Genomic DNA, 19,819 nt, shown 5'->3' with positions numbered 1-19,819 from the left:
CGTCCTGCGAACGACTGCCTGAATCAACTACGTCTCGGCCAAATCCTGAAGAGGCCTTATTCATTCCGTCGTCCAATCAAACTCATCATAATCATCGTCGTCCTCTTCATCCTCCCCAACCTCCTCCTCAAAGACGTCCTCTTCCTCAAGCACATCTTCTTCCGGCTGGTTCAGCAGAAATTCCTTACGCGTCTCGGTGATCGCGCGGCGCATTTCGTCGCCCTTCCTGGGGCAGTTGAGGAGTTGGGCGATGCGGTCGATTTTTGGTGCCACGGTGGTCTCCAGCGCATCGGCAATGTCCCGATAGTGCGCGTTTTTGCGGGGCAATGCCAAATGGCTGGAGGATTGAAAGGTCAGTTTTTGCGGATTTCTTTCAATCGCAGGTCGAGATCGACGTTTGGATAGCGTTTGTGCAGGTTGTTGAGCAGTGTGTCGGCGGCTTGCGACTGGCCGGATTCGCGCAGGCGCAGGACTTCGCGCAGTTGCTCGTCGAGACTGTTGACCGGGGCGGCGGCGCGCTTGGCGACTTTGGCTTCGTCCGCCGTGTCGGCGCTGATCGATTCGCTTTGCATTGTTGCAGCCATTTCCGCCCTCGGTGCGGGGGCGGACATGGCGCCCGCCGGAGCCGCGAGTGAGCGGGCTTCTTCACGAGCCATTGGCGCGGCGGGTTTGGCGGCCGGGGCGAAATCGTATTGGGGTACGGATTCCGGCGCGCGCTGCACCAGCGACAGCATCAGCGCCACGCCGACCAGGCTGGCGAACGCCACTTGATAGCGCGGCTTGCGGCAAGCCTGAAGCCAGCGCTGCCACAGATTAGACTTCGGTGCCGGAACTTGGCGCAGGGCCGCATTAAGAATAAACGCATCAAGCTGCGCCGGCGGCTCAGCGTCGTGCTGCTCACGAACATGCTTGAGCAGTTGTTCTTCGGGTGTCTGGCGGGCGTCAGTCATGTCAGTACCTCCTCGGCCAGCAGCCGGCGCAGTTTTTGCTGGGCGTAGCGCAAGCGGCTTTTCACGGTTTCCAGCGGTGTTTCGGTGAGGCTGGCGATTTGCACCAGGTCGAGGTCGCCATGGGCGCGCAGCAGAAATACTTCGCGCTGGTCGGCGGGCAGGGTTTGCAGGGCGCTCTCCAAACGTTGGCTGTCACGGCTGAGGGACAAGAGTTGCTCGGGGTCGCTGGCGTCGTCGCTGATGGCGTGGGTCTGTTCGTCGTAGCTGTCGTGCAGCGGTTGATGAGCGCCGTGTTTGCGCCAGTGATCAATCAGGCGATTGCGGGCAATCTGGAACAACCATGTACGAAATGTCGCTCGACCTTGTGGCTGACTGTTACTGCGGATCAGGCTGAGCCAGGTTTCCTGGAACACTTCATCGGCGAGTTCAGACTTACCGCTCAAGCCCAGCAGAAAACGGTACAGGCTTTGACGGTGCCGGGCGTACAAGATTTCGAACGCCGCACCGTCGCCCTCGCGGTACCGCGCCAGCAGCGATTCGTCACTGCTGGCCTCCGGGCTGTCTGCGGAGGCAAACAGCTGGGTGATGAAACCTTTCAATCGGCTCACTATTCAATCCGTCGTTCAGTGTCAGTCGGGCTCGATGCGATGGTAGTCCGTAAGCTCTGCGCCAGCTCCACCATCTGCACGAACTCGCTGCGCAGGCCGAAGCGGTCATCACCACGGGCGCCGCGCGCTAAAGCTTCGGTATCTTGCAGGCTGAATTCGCCGGTGTAGCGACCATCCTTGAGCTGCTGGGAAAACGCGGCGACCGCGGCGGCGAAGCGTAAATCCTCACTGGCCGGCGTGACCTGATTGGCGATTGGCCGTTCGATCAGCAGACTTTTCCCACCGTCAGGCTGTTGATAACGCACACGCAGCATCGCCAATTCTCCACTCTGGTCAGCAACCGACGACCCCGATTTCCCGTAGCGCAGCGGCTCCAGCCAACCCTTCTCACCCACCGGAACAATTTCATACAACGCAGTCACCGTATGTCCTGCGCCGATTTCACCGGCATCGACTTTGTCATTGCTGAAATCCTCACGCTTCAGCGCGCGGTTTTCGTAACCCAGCAGACGATATTCGCTGACTTGCGCCGGGTTGAACTCAACCTGCAACTTGACGTTTTTCGCCACCACCGCGAGAGTCGAACCGAGCTGATCCACCAGCACTTTGCGCGCCTCGCGCAGGTTGTCGATGTAGGCGTAGTTGCCATCGCCAGCGTCGGCCAGTTGTTCCATCAAGTGTTCATTGTAGTTATCCACACCGAAACCCAGAGTCGTCAGGGAGATCCCGGTTTTGCGTTTATCCACAGCCATTTGTTTGAGGCTGTCGAAGTCGCTGACGCCAACGTTGAAGTCACCGTCGGTGGCCAGCAGGATGCGGTTGATGCCCTTGGGGATAAATGCCTGTTGCGCCATCTGATAGGCCAGTTCGATGCCGGAAGCGCCAGCGGTCGAACCGCCCGCAGTCAATTGCTCGATAGCTGTGCGAATTTTGGCTTTATCGCGTCCGGAGGTCGGCTCCAGCACCACTCGCGATTCGCCGGCATACACCACCAGCGACACGCGATCCTGCTCGCGCAGCTGATCGACCAACAATTTCAGGGTGCTTTTGACCATCGGCAATCCCTCACGGCGATCCATCGAACCAGAGACGTCCACCAGAAACACCAGGTTGGCCGGGGCCAGTTCCGCCACGGCGCGGTCGGAGGCTTTGATGCCGATGCGCAGCAAGCGTGTGTGCGGATTCCATGGCGCGGCGGCCAGTTCGGTGGTCACGCCGAACGGCGAGCCATCGCTGGGCAGCGCGTAGTTGTAGGGGAAATAGTTGACCATTTCTTCCAGCCGCACCGCGCCTTCCGGTGGCAGGCGCCCCTGATTGAGCAGGCGCCGGACGTTGGCGTAAGCGCCGGTGTCGACGTCGGCGCTGAAGGTCGAAACCGGGGTTTCGGCAACGCTGTGGATCGGGTTATCAACCAGCGCCTGATACTGCTCGCGCTGTTCGTCACGATAGCCCTGTGGATAACTTTCACCGGCCGGCATCGGCGCAAAACTGGCCATTGGCGCCGCACGCACGCTGCGTTTGGCCAGCGCGCCGTCAGCCTGCAACGCTTCGTGTTGCACTGCAGATTCAGGCTGAGCCGCAGGCGTCACAACGGCGGAGTCAGGATTGGAAGAAACGCCGCACCCGGCGATCGCCAGCAGCACACCGAGGGCGACAGGTCGCAACGAAGACAAAGGCAGGGAAAGGGACATGGGGGCTGACCTCAGGAGGAAATTGATCCATTCATCCTGTGAGACGGGCAGCCCTTTCAGTTCGGGTTAAACGCGCTGAAAAAAACTTCAGCGGTGATAACGCCGCACCGCACTGCTGTTGCGCAGCACGTGGCCTTTGATCTTTTCCATCAGCTCGGCGCGGGTCAGACCGGCAGGCAAGGCATCAGGAGCGAGATCCAGTGCGTAAATCTGAATGATGTAATGGTGCGCGCTGTCGCCCACCGGCGGGCACGGCCCCATATAGTGCGTATTGCCTTTGCTGTTTGTGCCGCCAACGCCTTCGAGCGCGGATTTGGCGCCTACCCCGGCGGCAATCTGTCGGGTGGTCGATTTGATGCCGTAATGAATCCAGTGATCAACGCCCAGGCCTTTCTGGCCGTCCGGATCGTGCATCACGATGGCGTAGCTTTGGGTGCCCGCGGGTCCGGCGTTCCAGCTCAGGGCCGGCGACTGGTTCTTGCCGCCGCAGCCGCTGGCATCGCTGGCCGCCGCCGAGGTGAACAGACGGTTATCCGAAACACCCGGAATGCTCAGGGTGAAGCGCTCCTGGGCCTGCGCCGGAAACTGCACGCAAAGGGCGACAGCAACGGCCGCCAGCCAAGGGTTGAGAGAGGTCAATCGGGTCATTCCGGGAGCACCTTGTGCGGTTGGGCCGTCGTCGGCTTGCAAACTATAGCCGTACCGTTCGTACCTTGGCAGTGGCAAATGGCTGAACCTCGTGTTCCAGACCTAACTCGTATGAGAGACAGCCCATGGAGCGCGATCATGTCCCTGCACCTTGTTGCCCGTTTGACCGATGTGCCTGATGAGCGCGGTCTGCAAGTGCAGATCGGTGACTGCAAAATCGTTCTGCTGCGCACGGCCGGGCAATTGCGCGCATTTCAAGGCGAGTGCCCGCATGCCGGGGCACCATTGGCCGAAGGTGCGCTGTGCAATGGGCGACTGATCTGCCCGTGGCACAAGGCTGCGTTTCGCGTTGAAGACGGCGCATTGTGCGAACCGCCGGCACTCGACAGTCTCAAGCGCTATCCGCTGGAACTGCGGGGAGATGAGGTATGGGTCGATGACCAGCCGCTGCCAGACCCGCACACGCCGCCCGAGGATGATCCGCGCACCTTTGTGATCGTCGGCGCAGGCGCAGCCGGCACCGCGTGTGCGGCAGCGTTGCGCGAAAAAGGTTTCGGCGGGCGAATCGTGATGATCGACCGCGAAGCCGACGCCGGTTACGACCGCACGGTGTTGAGCAAATTTGTCCTCGCCGGGGAGATGCCGCCCGAGGAAATACCGCCGTTGCGCGACGCAGATTTTTATCGCGAACAGCGCATCAACCGGCTTCAGGGTGAAGTCAGCGCACTGGATGCCGAGGCGAAAACCTTGCATCTGCAAGATGGCCGGGTACTGCATTATCACGCAGCGGTGCTGGCCACCGGCGCCACGCCAAATCCGCTGGAGCTGCCGGGTGCAGACCTGCCGCAAGTATTTGTTCTGCGCTCCAAAGCCCAGGCTGAAAGCATCATCAACAGCGCTAAACCCGAGCAGCGCGCAGTGATTATCGGCGACAGTTTTATCGCCCTGGAATGTGCTTCGGCGCTGCGCCAATACGGGCTCGAAGTGACGGTGCTGGCGCGCCACGCGATTCCCTTCGCGGCGCAATTCGGCGAAGCGGTCGGCCAAGCGATCCGCGCGCTGCATGAAGCCAACGGCGTGAAATTCATTACCGAGCATGCGGCCACCGAGATTGTCGGCGACGGCAAGGTCGAAGCGGTGCTGCTGGACAATGGCCTGCGCTTGTCGGCGGATCTGGTGGTGGCGGGAATCGGCGTCAAACCGGCGACCGCGGCGTTCGCCTCACTGACGCGCGAGGACGATCAATCGCTGCGCGTCGATGACGGCATGCGTGTCGCCGATGGTCTGTGGGCCATCGGCGACATCGCCACCTTCCCGCTCAGCGGCCAAGCGCAACGCATAGAACACTGGCGACTGGCGCAACAGCACGGGCGGATCGCTGCGGCGAACATGCTCGGCGGCGAGGAACATTACCTCGACGTGCCGTATTTCTGGACCTGGCATTTCGGCAAGAACTACGACTATCTCGGGCATGCCGAGCGCTGGGACACCGTCGAATTCGTCGGCGAACCGCAACAGCCGCCCTTCATCGGACTGTTCGGCGAGCACGGCATCGTCGTGGCCGCCGTGGCCTGTGAAGAACAACGGGCGATGGCTTTACTCGCCGAGCGCATGAAGCAGCCGTTGTCGATGGAGGACGCGTGGCGGCTGATTCGCGAGATCAGGTGATACGGTTCACCGCCTCGCGGTTGTCATCGTCCTCGGCGTGCAAAAAGATCACCCGTGGATGCTCCTGCGGAGCCAGCGGTGCCGGCAGTTCCTGCTGATGCACCGGCCAGAAATGCGGCACCACATGGCTGACGTCACCTTCCTGGTCGTTGTGAATGGTCATCACGCCTTGGCCGCGAAGCTGCTGCAAGCGGTCGCCACAGAGCTTGAAGCTTTTGCTCAATCCCGCATCGTCAACCACCGGTGAAGGTAAACGGCGCTGAGCGAAGCTACGGCTTTTGCGCTGTTGATAACGCGCCCAACCGATCAGGATCAGCGCGTTGACCAGCGCCACCCATAGGTAAATCTGCAGAGTGCCCAGCGCATCAAACGCCGGGTTGTCCAGCCGTGGGCCGCCCTCACGGGTTTCAATCAATGGCCACAAACCGCTTACCAACAGATAGAGCAGGCCGATCCACGCGAGCACGGTGAAGACCGCATCGATCACAACCAGAAACGGCCGTTGGCGGGTCCGGATGATTTTCATTAGAGAACCTCCTCTTCATCGTTCAGCGGTTTGATGCCACGGTCGGGGCTGACCCAACGGGCACGTTTCTGATGTTGGCCGAACAGCACCTTGGGGAAGCTGACCAAGGTGGTGAGCAAACTGACCAGCCAGAACGCAATCGGGTACCAGACCACCCAGAACATGGTCTTGCCCAAACCCGGTTCGTAGCGGCGGTCGATGATGATGCTGACCGCGAATTGCACCAGGCAGACGAAGGCCAGCAGCAACCCGGTAAATGCCGGCGGCATCAGGTGATCGACGGCGATGGCTTCAGGCATGACCACGAATTTGCCGACGCCCCAGAAGATCACCGACAGCAGGAAGGTGAAGGCCCAACCCGTCGACAGGCAGTATTCGAACAGCAGCGGCCACAGGTAACGATGGCGGTACTGCCAGATCCCGCGAATGTTCTTGAACAGCACCTCGGCGCCGCCCTGAGCCCAGCGCAAGCGCTGCTTCCACAAGCCGCCGAGAGTTTCCGGCATCAAGATCCAGCACAGCGCGCGCGGCTCGTAGAAGATGCTCCAGTGGTCGAGTTGCAGCTTCCAGCTGATGTCGATGTCTTCGGTGATCATGTCCGGGCTCCAGTAGCCGACCCGGTGCAACGCGCTGCGGCGGAACGCGACGATCACTCCGGACACGGTGAAGATTCGCCCGAACACTCGCTGTGTACGCTTGATCAAACCGATGATCGAAGAAAATTCGCCGACCTGCACCCGTCCGACCAATGTCGATCGGGTGCGAATCCGTGGGTTGCCTGTCACTGCACCCAGCCGCGCGTTGTCGAGCATCGGCGCCACCAGATAGGCAGCGGTGTTCGGCGCCAGCAGTGCATCACCGTCGATGCACACCAGATACTCGCTGCGCGCGGCAATCGCACCCATCCGCAGCGCAACAGCCTTGCCCTGGTTTTCCGCCAGATGCAGGACGCGCAAACGCGGGTCTTCCTTGGCCAGTGCATCGAGCACTTCGGCGGTGTTGTCCTTGGAACCGTCGTTGATCGCGATGACTTCGATGTTCGGGTAATGCTGGGCCAGCGCCGCGTGGATGGTGTCGGCGGCGTTGTCGCCTTCGTTGTAGCACGGAATCAGGATCGAGATCAGCGGTTCGCCAGCCAGTGGCGGCGGCAGGGTGTCGTCCTTCCACGGCCAATGGCGTTCCCAATGCAGCCAGAAATACAGGCCGCCGGCGATCCACAGCCCGGACATGAACAGCGGGTAGAAGAACACGAAGTCCATCAGGAACTGCCCGGTGACCAGGAAGATCAGCCCCAGCGGCACGCCGAGGACGAGCGCCAGAACAAGCAGGGCTAACAGTCTATCCAGCATGTTATGGATTCCATTTATTGGAGAGTGCAGGCCGCACGGCTTTGAGGTCCGGCAGGTTCTCGAGGAAGTTATCCGGGTAGTAACCGAAACTGGTCGCGCCCTGACGCTTGAGCGTGCTCATCCAGTCGGCCAATAGCTGGCCGTCGATGTCGGCCTGATCCTTTTTCGTCCAGTCGCGCGCCTGCAATTCGAACACCGTACGGTTCAGCGCACCCGGGCGCGCCTTGACCGTTGCCACCAGCTCTTCGAGCCAGGGATTGGATTGCGCATGGGTTTGTTTTTCCATGAGCGGCATGGCCATCGGCGCCGTCCAGTCGTAGGTCGCGAGGAAATCGTCGAGGTTCTGCGCGAACCACGCTTCGCTCTCGGGATTGAGCATCGGCTCGGCGAAAATATTGCGCGCGGTCTGCACCTGCGGACCGCGAATCGCCCGCACCTTGGCAGTCAGTTCTTTGGTGAAGTCGATCAGGTAGCGACTCTTGAAACGCGTCCAGCGCTGCATCGCCGCCGGATCATCGCGCAAGGCGCTGATCGAGCCGGGCAATCCGTTGGCGGCGTAGACCTTGAGCGCTTGCGGGCTGGCGTCTTCGAAGTCCGAAAGCACCGCATCGTCGTGATAAAGCACGCCATCGACCGATGTCAGCCGCGCGAGGTCTTCGTAGATTTCGCCGATGATCCGCCGGACTTCGGGATCGAACGGCGACAGACGTTTGTACTGCTGCGGATCGACCGAAGTGCTGCCGGTCTGCGGATCCCAACGGGTGACCCGTGGCAGTTTTGCATCGAGGGCAAAACTCAGTACCGGCATCCACGCAAAGACCTTCACATGCGCACGGGTGCGCAGTTGCCAGGCGACACGATCAAAGATGTCGGCGCGCACCGGCAAGTGACGGTTGGGAAAGTACAACGAGTGCACCAGACCATCGCCTTTAGGATCGCCAAAGGCTTGCAGAAACACCGTGTTGGCGCCCATGTCGGCCATGCGCTGCACAAGTTTGCCGAGGTTGATGTCCTGCTGTGCCGGGTCCGGGTCGTAGACGTTGTCCAGATCGACATGCACCACGCGCATTGGCGCTTCAGACTGCACGCCGACGATGCTGTTGGCGAAGTGTTCGCCATCCGGGTCGGACGCCACGAGGAAGCGCGGACTGCTCATCAGGTTGTCGAGGGCGTCGAGACCGTCGTCGAGCGTCAGGGCCATTTCGTAGCCCTGCTCGCCGACCACCGTCAGCGAAGTGCCGTCCGCCGCGCCGTAAGGCCAGACCCACACGCGCGGTTTGCTGCCGGTGACCTTGCGGATTTTTTCCGAGATCGCCGCTACGTCTTTGCGAATGCGCGCCTTGAATTCGGCCTCGGTTTCATATTGCTTGGTGACCGCGTTGTATTGGCGGGTCGCGGCGGCCGGTTGCAGGTTGCCCTGCGGGTTGGCCAGCACGCCTTTGTGGTTGGCGTCGGTGTGGGCGGCGATTTCCACCAGCCCCGATTTTGAAATTTCGCGGACCTGCTCCCAGGTCAGGAAGTCCGACCGCTGACGCGGGGTGCCGGCGAAATCCACCGGTTGATTCAGCGGGGTGTCGATCCAGCTGCCGACCGGCGCCAGCAGCGCGGGCCAGTTGTAGGCGCGCAACACCGGCAGAACACGGGTATAGAAGCTCGAATAACCGTCGTCGAAACTCAGCAGAATGGCGCGCGGCGGCAGCTGCGGCCCGCCCTTGCGTGCGGCCATGATCTGATCGACCGTCACCGGCTGATAGTTGTTCTCGCGCAGCCAGGCGAGCTGCTCGATCATGCGCTCGGTGCGCACCGCCACCACGGCCTGATCGGGATCGCGATCTTCAACGTCATGGTAGGCAATGCCGAGCACGTGGTTTTTCGGCCACGGTTTTTCGTTGGCCGCGACCGGGCGTTCGGACGGAGGCGTGAACGCCGGAGCTTGCTGGGCGCAGGCGCTGACCACCAGCGCTCCCAGCAAAAGGATGAAACGCGAGATAAAAGGCATCTTCAAACTCTTCTAGAAGCGGAAAGTGAGGTCGACGAGCAGACGCAGATCGGTTTCCCGATCACCGTCGTAAGGCCGGTTGATCGCGCTCAACATGCCGCCCACCTCGAACACGTCGTTCCAGGCGTAGCGCTGGCCGTAGCCGACCAGTGCCATGCCGCCGGTGCCGTGATCGCGCTGACTGTAAGTACCGGCGCCGAGCTGGAATTGCTGGCTCCAGGCAGTTTCGTAGCGGTGGTAGAGCACGTGGTTGACGTTGAGCAACGGCATCACGCTGAAGTCCGACTTCGGGTTGAAGTACGGCACGTCGTCTGACTTGGAGTTGTGGCTGGTGGCGACTTCCAGACCGGCATCGACCTGCACGTTGGGCGCGCTGTAAATACCTTCCCGGCCAGTCAGCAAAGCTTCGACGCGGTTGTTGCCGTCGCTGAAGTGCGACGGGCTGACCGACAGTCGCCACTCACGGCTTTCGTTGGCGCGCCAGCGGATGAAACCACTGCCGCCGTTGGCGGTGATATCGCTGTTGAGCGCGCGCAGAGGCGTTTGCGCCGACAGGTATTCGAGACTGCCGCCGTATTGCCAGTGGTCGTTGATGTCGCGGGCGATCGCCAGGCGCGCGCCCTGCTTGTCGCCGAAACCGTAGGAGTGGTTGGATACTTCGGCTTCGAGGGTCATGTCGCGGGTGCGGCGCTCCAGACCAACACGCTGGAAGCGGTGATGGCCGGTGCCTTCGGCAAAGTCACCGGTGGCGTAGCCGGCGCCGGCGAAGACGCGCCAGTCTTCATTGATTGGCGGGCTGTACAAGGTGCTTTCGATCCCGAAATCCTTGCTGCCGGTGACCGCGCCGGTATCGCCGCTATCACCGCCGTAAGCCTTGCCACCGTAAGCCTCGACGCGCAGCTCGGACATGTCATGCACTTCACGCTCGCGGGCCAGCCGCTGCACTTGGCGGTTGTCCGGGAAACGCGCAACCACGTCGTCAGTCAGCGCATCCATCTGCCGCCATTCCTGCAACTGCATGGCGGTGCGCGCTTGCGCGACTTCGAGTCCCGTGTCGCGCGGCGCCATGCTCTCGGTTTCCTTGAGCTGGTTTTCCGCGCGGCGCGGCCACTCGCGGGCCAGATACAAATCTGCCTGGGCCAGACGCAGGCCGATATTGCCCGGTGCCTGGTCGACCAGCGTCTGCAAGCGTTCTTCGCCGTGGGGCAAGTCGGAACCGTAGGTGCCGGCCTGCGCCGCGAGCTGCTGGGCGTCCATCCATTCGTCGTTAGGATTGCCGACCGGCAAGCCTTTGAGTTCGACGCGTGGCCGCTGGGTCTTGGCCAGATCTTCGGCGACTTTGCGCGCTTCATCGGCGCGGTCGCTTTCCAGCAGCGCGTAGTACAACGCGGTGCTGTCTTCGAGGCGATCGCCGACGTCGGCGTCGGGGGCCGAGAGCACTTGGCGATAGAGGTCGGTGGCGATTTCCGGTTCGCGCTGATCGAGATACGCAGCGGCCACCCAGCGCAAGGCATAGGTCGGAATCTGTACGCCTTCAGCTTGCAGCTTCTGGTATTCGTTGATGACGCCTGCAGTTCGTGCGCGGGCCTTGAGCGCGCCCATGCGGTCGATGCGCCAGCGCGTCACGTCTTCGCGAGCAGTAGCATCCGGCGTCCAGGTCGCGAGCAATTTGTCGTAGTCGGCCAATGCACGGTCGGCGATCACGTAGCGTTCTTTTTCACTGCGCGTGGCGAGTTCGGCGAGGCGTACGCGTTCGGCAGCCAGATCACCTTCGAGACGACGCAGGGTTACCGGATCAAGCAGCCCTGGCCGTTTGTTGGCCAGACGTAGCGCCGGCTCCGGCAAACGCGCCTTTTGCAGCGCGACCACGTATTCACGGGCGACCTCGGGCTTGCTGCCGGCGCGGATGAACGCCTGATCGTATTCAAACAGCGCATCGTATTGCTTGCCGGCGCGGCTCAAGGCGTAGCCGAGCGCGAGGCGCCGGGACGGATTATCAGGTTTGGCGGCGACCAGCGCTTTGGCGCGCGTTACGGCCTCGTCAGGTTTGCCAGAGTCGGCTTGAGTCAGCGCCAGACCGAGTTGCAGATCGGCATTATCCGGCTCCAGCGCCAAGGCCTTGTTGTAGAGCTGCGTCGCCTGATCCCAGCGCTTGAGGTTGCGATAGGCGCGTGCGGTGGCAGTCAGTGCCTGCACCGGCAACACCCGATCGCGGCCCTCGGTCTCGTAGACCTTGACCACTTCGGCATCGAGCCCGGCCCAACTGGCGATTTGCAGGTGATCGCTGATCTGCCCGGTGCTCGACTGGCCCGGCGGCACTTGCCGCAGCACGCTCAGCGCAGGCGTGAACTGCCCGGCCCGCGCATCGAGCACCAGCTGATCGTACGGCGTGTCGGCGAACGCAAAGGCCGGCCAGAGCAACTGGCTGCACAGCGCGACTCGAAACAAAGGGCGTAAACCACGATGTAATACAGGACCATCATTACGCGGCATTCGTCAGCATCCTTACATGGCCAGCCGGGTCGCGATGCGCCCCTTGCCCAAATTCGTAACGGAGGCCGTAGCAGTCGCCCACGGCCAAGCTTATCCAGCCAGTCTTGCACGCAAGAGCAGGTCAACATTCACAACGCAATAATTGTTCAGATTCATGACGGATTGGCTGTCAGCGCTGGCCAGAACCCGAACGCCAGACAGCAAAAAGCCCGGCATCTGCTACGCGCAGAGGCCGGGCTTTTCGAGGTAACCCGTGGGGTTACTGTTGCTGAGTAACGCCAGCAAACTTGCTCATCAGGAAGCTGACAAACTGCTCGACGGTCATTTTCTGGCCGTTGAATTCCACCTGATTGGCGGCGTAATGCAGCTTGGTCGACACGTTAGTGCCGTCCAGGGTCGCCAACTGCGTACCAACTGCCATGCCGGCGAACATGTCGGCGGTGGCGGTGGCCTGCTCGACAATGGTTTTAGGGTCGGTCTGACCGTCAACTTGCGCCTGCACGCTGAGCAGATCGACCATCATCGGCTTGGACACCTGCACATTGATGTCGAGCAGCGCGATCAGCTGTCTGGTCAGTTGATCCGGCGGCAGATCCATCGACGCTGGTTTGGTCAGGTCGATGACCATGGTCGCGCGGCTCTCGCCGTTGGCGGTTTTCAGCGAGAAGTTTTCCAGCGCCAGTTGCGGGCCGGCGGCCAATAGCTTTTGCAGGTCAGCCTTGACCTGGGTTTCTTCGGCCGGGGTCAGTTTCAGCTCTGGAGCCGGCAGACCGGCGGCGGTTGCCTCGGCAGCGGCTTTCTCGTACGGCTGCAGTTTGGTCTGATAAACCTGCATCAGCGACATGGCCGACGGAATGTCGAGGTTCTTCAGGCTCATGGCCAGTTTGGCCTCACCGATTTTCTTTTCGTTGAGTGTTACTTCGCCAATTTTGTAGTCAGCACGGCCGGAAGCGCTGGTGCCCTTTTCTTCGGTGAGGTTCTTCATCTCGAAGTTCTTCACGCCCAACACCGATTGCTTGGCGCCGAAGGTGGTTTTGCTGCTGGTCAGTTCCAGAGTGTTGGAGCCGGTGTAGTAGCCGTAGCTGCTCTTGGCGAGGTTGCTGGCCAGCGTCAGGCCATTGAGTTCGATCTGTACCGGCGTCTGGTCTTCAGCGACCGAGGTCAGCTTGAAGCTGTCCATGTAGCCTTCGGCTTTGACCTTCTGCGCCTGGGCACTGGCGGAGATGTCCATGTTCAGGCCGGAGAATTTCAGGCTCGACTTGTCATCCAGCGCGGTTTCCAGCGGCAGCAGTTCCAGGTTGCCGGTAGTCGACTGGTCGTAACCGATGTTGACCACACCCTTGAGCGGCGCAGCACCGTTGGCGGCGGCGAACCATTTTTCAGTGGTCGGGGTCTTTTCCAGCTCGTAGTGACTGGTGGCCATGACCGGCAGCCATTTCAGCGATACCAGACGCGAGAACGGCAGCGGGCCGTGTTCGATATGGTCGACGAACAGCAACTCGACCGGCGCCTCGCCGAACATTTCGCCCTCGCCCTTGAGGCGGTAGTGCGCGGTGCTGCTGAAGGTGCCGCGTTCCAGCGATACCAGCTCCATCGCCACCGTGCCGTTGGAGCCGGCCATGGCGCTTTGCAGCTCCTTATTGGCATCGACGACGGCATTGTTCAGTACGCCTTCGATTTTGGTCCCGGTGTACCAGGCCCCGCCTGCGCTGATCGCGCCAATGGCAACAACAATTCCGAGAAGCACGCCTGCTGATTTATTCATGAATGACCTGATCGATTCCGTGGCTGAAAGTGTGGTCGTCTTCCCTGAACCCGTATCCGGGTCGCGGCTCGACTCCGCTGAATTTAGCGGTGGAGATTAGCACTGGCCACGCGGGGTGACCGAATGTTTAAAGGTTAAAGAGTGTCTATGGACCACAGAAAAGCAAAAAGATCGCAGCCTGCGGCAGCTCCTACAGAGGAACGCATTCCAGTGTAGGAGCTGCCGCAGGCTGCGATCTTTTAAAAGGTCAGGAGTACTGGACTTCGATCTCATCGAGTTGATGATCAAAGCTTTTGAGCCGCGCAGTCCAGGTGTACACCAGCACTTCAAAATCCCGATCAATCACCGCGCCGTTTGGCCCGTCGCTGCGCGGGTCGCAGAAGTCGAGTTGATAGCGCTCGCGGGCCATGGCCGTGGCGACGTCGGAAAGCTCACGCGCATTGTTCAGCCAGTGCCAGCCTTCCTCGTCAATCTGCTTGTCGAGTTCCAGACACTGCTTTTTCAGCGCTTCGAGGCTTTTTTCCAGCGGCGTGCCGGTGAGTTCGCCCATGACTTCGGCAAACGTACGTCCGGGCTGCCAGTAACTACCCCAGAAATATCGGTCGAATACGGTTTCGACCCGGCGCAGCGCGACTTTGGTATCCCAGATCAGCACCAGGGTCTTGCCCTGTTCGAGTTGGCGTTTCTTGGTGCGCTGCACCTGAACCGAGGCCCAGGCGACCACGACGATGGACATGACACCGATCAGCGCCACCGCGCTGTCGAGGAAGATCATCGCCTTGTCGAGCTGATGGGCGAGCATGATGCCGTAGAAATAGGCGGCCGAAAGCAGCACCAGCGCGACGATGGCGCACCAGAAGCCGAGAGCGTAAGGGTTTTTCATTATTGTTTCCCCTGGACCCACGCAAGCAATGGGCGCTGGAACGGCGCTTTGCACGGGGCGCCCCTCCAACACTTCAAAGCATAGACGCGGCGTCAGGGTTTGCTGGCGCTTGAAGCTTGCGTTCGTCCGCTTTCCCATCCGCCGCCGAGGGCGAGGAACAAATCGATCTGGCTCATCGCAACCTGAGTGTTGGCCGCAGCCAGTTGCGCGGTGACGTCGGTATAAGTGCGGGTCGCTTGCAGGTCGGCGAGGAACGACGCGCGACCGGCCTGGAAAAAACGGTGCGTCTGATCAGCGGCCAGTTGCGCCGACTGCTCGGCATCGGCCAACGCATCGCGGCGCTGGAGCAAGGCGCTGTACTGGGCCAGACCGGTCTGGGTCTCGCGGATGGCGTTGAGCACCACGCCGTCGAAATGCGCTAGCGCGCCTTGGGTCGATGCCTCCGCTTCACGAATCCGCGCGCGGGAGCCGTTGGACGGCACAGTCCAGGTCAGCAACGGGCCGAAGCCCCAACGGTTGGCGGACGGCTTGCCCAGGTTTTCCAGCAAACCAACGGTGCCGACCGTCGCGCCAATGCTGATGTCCGGGTACAACTCGCCGGTAGCGACGCCGATCCCGGCGGTGGCAGCGGCCAGCCGACGTTCGGCCTGACGCACGTCCGGGCGACGTTTGAGCAGCGTGGCGCCGTCGCCGACCGGCAGCAATTGCGTGATCTTCGGCAACTCGGCGCAATCGCGGGTACCGGCCGGCAGTTGATCGACCGGTTTGGCCAGCAGCATCGACAAGCGGAACAGTCCGGCCTGACGCGCTGCTTCGTAACGCGGCAGCTCGGCGCGCAGCGATTTGAACTGGGTCTGCGAGCGAGTGACTTGAGTTTCATCGCCGCGCCCGGCATCGCGCAGGCGCTGGGTCAGGCTTGTACTCTGCGCTTGCAGATCAAGCGAGTGCTCGGCAATTTCGCGTTCTTCATTGGCCGCGCAGACTTGGGTGTAAGCACGCACCACGTCGCCGACTACGGTGATGCGCGCAGTATCCGCAGCAGCCTGAGTCGCATCGGCGTTGGCCTTGGCGCCCTCGATCCCGCGCTGCAGTACGCCGAACAAATCGAATTGATAAGAAGTAGTGATGCCGATATCACCGACGTTGCCCACCGGCACCTTTTCCGGCAACAGGAAGGCTTCGCCGGACTCCTGCAAACGCTGGGCGCCCAGCTTCACGCCGCCGCTCCAGCCACCCGCCGCTTGCGCCTCATCGACCTGAGCGCGGGCTTTCGACAGGTTCGCCGCCGCCACGCGCAGATCGGTGTTGGACGCCATCGCCTGCTGGACCAATTGATCCAGACGCGGATCCTGATACAACCGCCACCAGTCGCTTGGCACCGGCGCCGACAGCACATTCTTGTCACTCGCCAGATCGCCCTGAAAATCCGCGCGATGCACCGCGGCCTCGTCCGGCAAATGATAGTCCGGCCCTACCACCTGACAGGCCGAGAGCAACACGCCCAACCCGGCGATCATCAGGGCTTTGCTCATTTTGCAGGCTCCTGGTGTTGATCGTGCGGCTGATCGTCGATGATCGACACGGTGGCGGTACGTCCGGCGATCATGCGGAAATCTGCCGGCACTTCGTCGAAGGCAATCCGCACCGGAATCCGCTGCGCCAGCCGCACCCAGCTAAAGGCCGGATTGACGTTCGGCAACAGGTTGCTGCCGCTGCTGCGGTCGCGGTCTTCGATGCCGGCGACGATGCTTTCGACATGCCCGCGCAACCGCGCACGGTCGCCAATCACGCGGATGTCCACCGACTGGCCGACGTGGATACCGTCGAGTTTGGTTTCTTCGAAATAGCCATCGATATGAAAGGAGTTGCTGTCGACCACCGACAACACCGGACGCCCGGCGGTGACGAATTCCTGCGTGCGCGGCGCGCGGTCGTTGACGTAACCATCCACCGGGCTGCGGATTACCGAGCGGTCAAGGTTGAGCTGCGCGCTGTCCACGGTCACCAGTGCTTCGGCCAGTGCCGATTGCGCACGCGCCACCCGCGACTGACTTTCTTCCAGCTGTTCGGCCGGCACCAGATTGCCCAGGCCACGGTTACGCTTGGCTTCGCGTTGCGCCTGGGCGAGGGTTTCTTCGCGGTCGGCGACTGCGGCTTTAGCCTGACGCAGGGCCAGTTTGAAGCGGTCCTGGTCGATGCTGAACAGCACCTGGCCGCGCTTCACTAGCTGGTTGTCCTTCACTTCGACCTGCTGGATCAGACCGGAAACGTCCGGCGCAATCTGCACGATGTCGGCGCGAATGTGCCCGTCGCGAGTCCAGGGCGCGAACATGTAATACATCACCATGCGCCACACCATGACCACGGCGAACGTCACGATCAGCAGGGTCAGGACCACGCGACCAATAGTCAGAAACGGTTTTTTCATGTCATCAGGTATCGACTGAGTGAGTCCACGACGCCGAGCATTACGGCGTAGAGAGCCACGTTGAACAATGCCCGGTGCCAGACCAGACGGTAGAAGTGCAGGCGCGTGAGCACGGCGTGCACCAGCAGAAACAGGACATACGTGATGCCCATCAGGATCAGCAGGGTCGGCAGGAAAATGCCGCTGACATCCAGATCACCGATCATAGGGGGGCTCCGTCAATGCCATGGGGCAGCGGTTCTTCGGCATCGCTGCTGCCGACAAATTCAACGCCGGGCAACAGCGCCAGACGCAAGCCGCTCAGGGCGTGCAGCAGGTGCAGGCGGGTTTCGTCATCGCCGTGGCCATTGAGCGCACGGCGTGTGCGATCCATGGTCATCAGCAATGCGCTCGGCGCCGCCAAGCGTTCGCCAGCCTTGAGACAAGCCCTGAAGTATTCGCCGACCTCGGCCACCACTTGCTGCAACAGTGGGCGCGGTACGCCGGTCACTCGCGGGGTGTAGGCGAGCAAGTCGAGCAGGTTGAGTCCGACCCGCACTTCGCGCATGGCGATGCCGGTGTCCTGACCGGTAATCGCCAGCCGTGGCAGGTGCTGCATCAGACGATCGAGCATTTGCACGCCCAAATGCCGGTGCTCGGCGAGGTTGGCCGGCTCGGTCATGCTGACGATATCTCTCCAGCTGAAACGCGTCAGGCGCTTGGCCGCCAGCTCAGCACCGAACGGTCGCGCGATCAGCGTCCAGATAAACGCGAACAGCAAGCCAACCGGGCCAGCCAGGTTGGAGTTGGCGAAAGCGAAAAAGTCCGCGTCGTAAGCGCCCTGAATACTGATGAACGACGAGGTGTTGACCAGCGTCAGCAGCATGCCGAGATAGAAGCGCGGCTGCACCGTCAGCGTACCAACGCAAATGAACGGCACGGCAAACGCCAGCACCAGCATCGGGAAGTCATGCAGGTTCGGCAGGACCAGAAACAGATACAGACTGGCGAACAGTACCGACATCCCGGTCCAGAAAAAGAACCGGTAAATCTGCGGCGCCGGGTCGTCCATCGAGGCAAAGAAACTGCACGCCACCGCCGCCAGAATCACCGCGCTGCCGCCGTCGGTCCAGCCGAGCAGAATCCACAGTACCGAGGCGACGATGATCGCCAGAATGGTCGAAGCCACCGAGTACAACATCAGCCCACGGTCGAGGAACGGCGACAGTCGGCCAAGGCGCCAGTGGCGGTATACCGCGCGCCAGTTGTCCTGGCGGTCACACAGAATCGCGTCTTGCAAACTGCGGCAGTCTTGCCACAGATCGATAAATTCACCGAGCCGATACAGCGCGTTGGAAAACAGCAATTGTTTGCGATCTTCCAGTGCCGCCGCGCTCGGTTGCTCGGCTTCGAGTTGATCTTTCAGGGCTTGCCAGCGCTTGAGATCAGCGTCTTTGTGGGCAAGCCATTCATTGGTCGCGGCGAGCAACGGCGCGAATTTGTCGACCAGCTCCGGCGTGCGCCGCTCCAGTGCGTACAGCGCATCTTCGAGGGCGTCGATCACTGGCAGCAGATGGATCATTCGCCCGCGCAATTCCTTGGTATTGCGCACGGTTTGCGGACGGGCGCCTTCATGGGGCAACTGGCCGATCATCAATTCGAGGCTGTTGAAACTGCCGACCATGGCCATGCGCAGCGCGGTGATTTCTTCTGGCTGCACATTGCGGCTGAGGAAGCGCTGGCTGTAGGTCGACGCGTCGGCGAACCACTTGCTCACCGCATCGTTGAACACCGGCGCCAAGCGGCGTGGCCAGAACATCGCGCCGACCACTGCGGCAACGGCGATGCCGAGAAAAATCTCTTCGGTACGCGCCTCGGCCACGTCCCACACCGCCAGCGGGTTATCCACAACCGGCAGGGCGATCAGCGGCAAGGTGTACCCGGCGAGCATCAGCGCATAGCTGTTGGCGGTGCGCAAATGCAGGGACAGGAACAACAGAATCCCGGTCCACAACGCGATTACCACCACCAGCACGTACGGGCTCTGCACGAACATCGGCACGAAAAAAACTGCCGCTGCGGCGCCGAGAAAAGTCCCCACCGCGCGGTACAGCGCTTTGGAGCTGGTCGGCCCGACAAACGGGCTGGAGACGATGTACACCGTGGCCATCGCCCAATACGGACGCGGCATCTGCATCAACATGGCGATGTACAACGCGATCATCGAGGCAGCGAAGGTACGCACGCCGTAGAACCAGTCGCGTGCCGGGGGCATGCCGGTGAAAAAACCTTTCACGGATTGAGCACCGATGGCGGGTTGGCCGCCTCAAAGGCTTTGAGTACCCGAAGCGTAGCTTCCAGATCGCGCTGGTCGATGCCTTCGAGAACTTCATGGCGCAGACGCACCAGTTCAATCTCCACCGCTTGCACCAGCTCGCGGCCGGTGTCGGTCAGGCTCAGGCATTTGGCGCGGCGATCCTGCGCATCTTCGGTACGGCAGACAAAACCGGCATGACACAACTGATCGAGTAAACGCACCAGCGAAGGACTTTCCATCCCGGCTGCCTGCGCCACTTGAACCTGGCGCACGCCTTCGCCCAAACGCCCGATCATCAACAACGGCACGGCGCAGGCTTCGGAGATTCCGTAATTGACCAGCGTGGTCTGGCAGATCTTCCGCCAATGCCTGGCGGCCACCACCATGGCACTGCTGATGTTCATCTGGAGAGCGTCGAGGGAATTCGGCACGAGGAAAAACACACACTGTTAGTTTGCTAACTATCAATATGGCATTGGAGGGGATTTTCAGTCAAGTTTTGAAACAAATTCGCT

Annotated in this window: 17 protein-coding genes; 1 reads left to right on the top strand and 16 read right to left on the bottom strand. The window is 61.4% G+C overall.

What is annotated here, in order from left to right; translation table 11 throughout:
• Nucleotides 1–60 precede the first annotated feature (60 nt).
• The 5 genes from ACP7EE_RS00230 to ACP7EE_RS00210 all read right to left on the bottom strand — a co-directional run bounded on the left by ACP7EE_RS00230 (nucleotide 61) and on the right by ACP7EE_RS00210 (nucleotide 3,897).
• Complete coding sequence (locus tag ACP7EE_RS00230; protein WP_426232695.1) at nucleotides 61–333, bottom strand: hypothetical protein; 273 nt, start codon at nucleotides 331–333, stop codon at nucleotides 61–63.
• A gap of 20 nt (nucleotides 334–353) precedes the next feature.
• Entirely contained in the window at nucleotides 354–950 is a 597-nt protein-coding gene (locus ACP7EE_RS00225) for a hypothetical protein (RefSeq protein ID WP_426232693.1), read from the bottom strand.
• The gene (locus ACP7EE_RS00220) at nucleotides 947–1,528 is read right to left on the bottom strand and encodes an RNA polymerase sigma factor (protein ID WP_426233406.1); all 582 of its coding nucleotides are present in this window, start codon (nucleotides 1,526–1,528) and stop codon (nucleotides 947–949) included. Before ACP7EE_RS00220 ends, ACP7EE_RS00225 begins: the two co-directional genes overlap by 4 nt.
• Before the next feature lie 29 nt (nucleotides 1,529–1,557).
• Entirely contained in the window at nucleotides 1,558–3,249 is a 1,692-nt protein-coding gene (locus ACP7EE_RS00215) for a vWA domain-containing protein (RefSeq protein WP_426232691.1), read from the bottom strand.
• An 87-nt stretch (nucleotides 3,250–3,336) separates the two neighbouring features.
• Nucleotides 3,337–3,897 (bottom strand): YbhB/YbcL family Raf kinase inhibitor-like protein, encoded by a 561-nt coding sequence (locus ACP7EE_RS00210; RefSeq protein ID WP_426232689.1) that lies wholly within the window; start codon nucleotides 3,895–3,897, stop codon nucleotides 3,337–3,339.
• A 138-nt stretch (nucleotides 3,898–4,035) separates the two neighbouring features.
• Between ACP7EE_RS00210 and ACP7EE_RS00205 the strand changes: the two genes are divergently transcribed.
• Nucleotides 4,036–5,565, top strand: a complete 1,530-nt coding sequence (locus ACP7EE_RS00205; protein WP_426232687.1) for an FAD-dependent oxidoreductase — start codon at nucleotides 4,036–4,038, stop codon at nucleotides 5,563–5,565.
• Here the strand turns inward: ACP7EE_RS00205 and pgaD are convergent.
• The 11 genes from pgaD to ACP7EE_RS00150 form a co-directional block, all read right to left on the bottom strand.
• The gene (gene pgaD / locus ACP7EE_RS00200) at nucleotides 5,558–6,091 is read right to left on the bottom strand and encodes a poly-beta-1,6-N-acetyl-D-glucosamine biosynthesis protein PgaD (RefSeq protein WP_426232685.1); all 534 of its coding nucleotides are present in this window, start codon (nucleotides 6,089–6,091) and stop codon (nucleotides 5,558–5,560) included. The two genes, ACP7EE_RS00205 and pgaD, sit on opposite strands and share 8 nt — an antisense overlap.
• On the bottom strand, nucleotides 6,091–7,440 hold the full coding sequence (pgaC, locus tag ACP7EE_RS00195) for a poly-beta-1,6-N-acetyl-D-glucosamine synthase (protein ID WP_420651030.1): 1,350 nt from the start codon (nucleotides 7,438–7,440) through the stop codon (nucleotides 6,091–6,093). Before pgaC ends, pgaD begins: the two co-directional genes overlap by 1 nt.
• 1 nt (nucleotide 7,441) lies before the next feature.
• Complete coding sequence (gene pgaB, locus ACP7EE_RS00190) at nucleotides 7,442–9,439, bottom strand: poly-beta-1,6-N-acetyl-D-glucosamine N-deacetylase PgaB (RefSeq protein WP_426232683.1); 1,998 nt, start codon at nucleotides 9,437–9,439, stop codon at nucleotides 7,442–7,444.
• Nucleotides 9,440–9,451: 12 nt separating this feature from the next.
• Nucleotides 9,452–11,932, bottom strand: coding sequence for a poly-beta-1,6 N-acetyl-D-glucosamine export porin PgaA (gene pgaA / locus ACP7EE_RS00185; protein WP_426232681.1), 2,481 nt, complete (start codon nucleotides 11,930–11,932; stop codon nucleotides 9,452–9,454).
• 259 nt (nucleotides 11,933–12,191) lie between these two features.
• Entirely contained in the window at nucleotides 12,192–13,697 is a 1,506-nt protein-coding gene (locus ACP7EE_RS00180) for a YdgA family protein (protein WP_426232679.1), read from the bottom strand.
• 247 nt (nucleotides 13,698–13,944) lie between these two features.
• A complete protein-coding gene (locus tag ACP7EE_RS00175) occupies nucleotides 13,945–14,580 on the bottom strand; it encodes an NADH:ubiquinone oxidoreductase subunit N (protein ID WP_426202153.1) in 636 nt (211 codons plus the stop codon).
• Between the two features lie 92 nt (nucleotides 14,581–14,672).
• Nucleotides 14,673–16,112 (bottom strand): efflux transporter outer membrane subunit, encoded by a 1,440-nt coding sequence (locus ACP7EE_RS00170; RefSeq protein WP_426232677.1) that lies wholly within the window; start codon nucleotides 16,110–16,112, stop codon nucleotides 14,673–14,675.
• Nucleotides 16,109–17,008 carry an efflux RND transporter periplasmic adaptor subunit gene (locus ACP7EE_RS00165; protein WP_426232675.1) on the bottom strand — a complete coding sequence of 300 codons (900 nt, stop codon included), beginning with the start codon at nucleotides 17,006–17,008 and terminating at the stop codon, nucleotides 16,109–16,111. Before ACP7EE_RS00165 ends, ACP7EE_RS00170 begins: the two co-directional genes overlap by 4 nt.
• Nucleotides 17,005–17,214, bottom strand: a complete 210-nt coding sequence (locus ACP7EE_RS00160; RefSeq protein WP_420651023.1) for a DUF1656 domain-containing protein — start codon at nucleotides 17,212–17,214, stop codon at nucleotides 17,005–17,007. Before ACP7EE_RS00160 ends, ACP7EE_RS00165 begins: the two co-directional genes overlap by 4 nt.
• On the bottom strand, nucleotides 17,211–19,283 hold the full coding sequence (locus tag ACP7EE_RS00155) for an FUSC family protein (RefSeq protein WP_426232673.1): 2,073 nt from the start codon (nucleotides 19,281–19,283) through the stop codon (nucleotides 17,211–17,213). The genes ACP7EE_RS00160 and ACP7EE_RS00155 overlap by 4 nt, the downstream gene beginning before the upstream one ends.
• On the bottom strand, nucleotides 19,280–19,708 hold the full coding sequence (locus tag ACP7EE_RS00150) for a MarR family winged helix-turn-helix transcriptional regulator (RefSeq protein WP_426232671.1): 429 nt from the start codon (nucleotides 19,706–19,708) through the stop codon (nucleotides 19,280–19,282). The genes ACP7EE_RS00155 and ACP7EE_RS00150 overlap by 4 nt, the downstream gene beginning before the upstream one ends.
• Nucleotides 19,709–19,819 lie beyond the last annotated feature (111 nt).

It is taken from the genome of Pseudomonas sp. TWP3-2 (genome assembly GCF_049897765.1).
Taxonomy (GTDB): Bacteria; Pseudomonadota; Gammaproteobacteria; order Pseudomonadales; family Pseudomonadaceae; genus Aquipseudomonas.
Note: the sequence above shows the minus strand (reverse complement) of the source record. Positions and strands in the feature narration are given on the sequence as shown.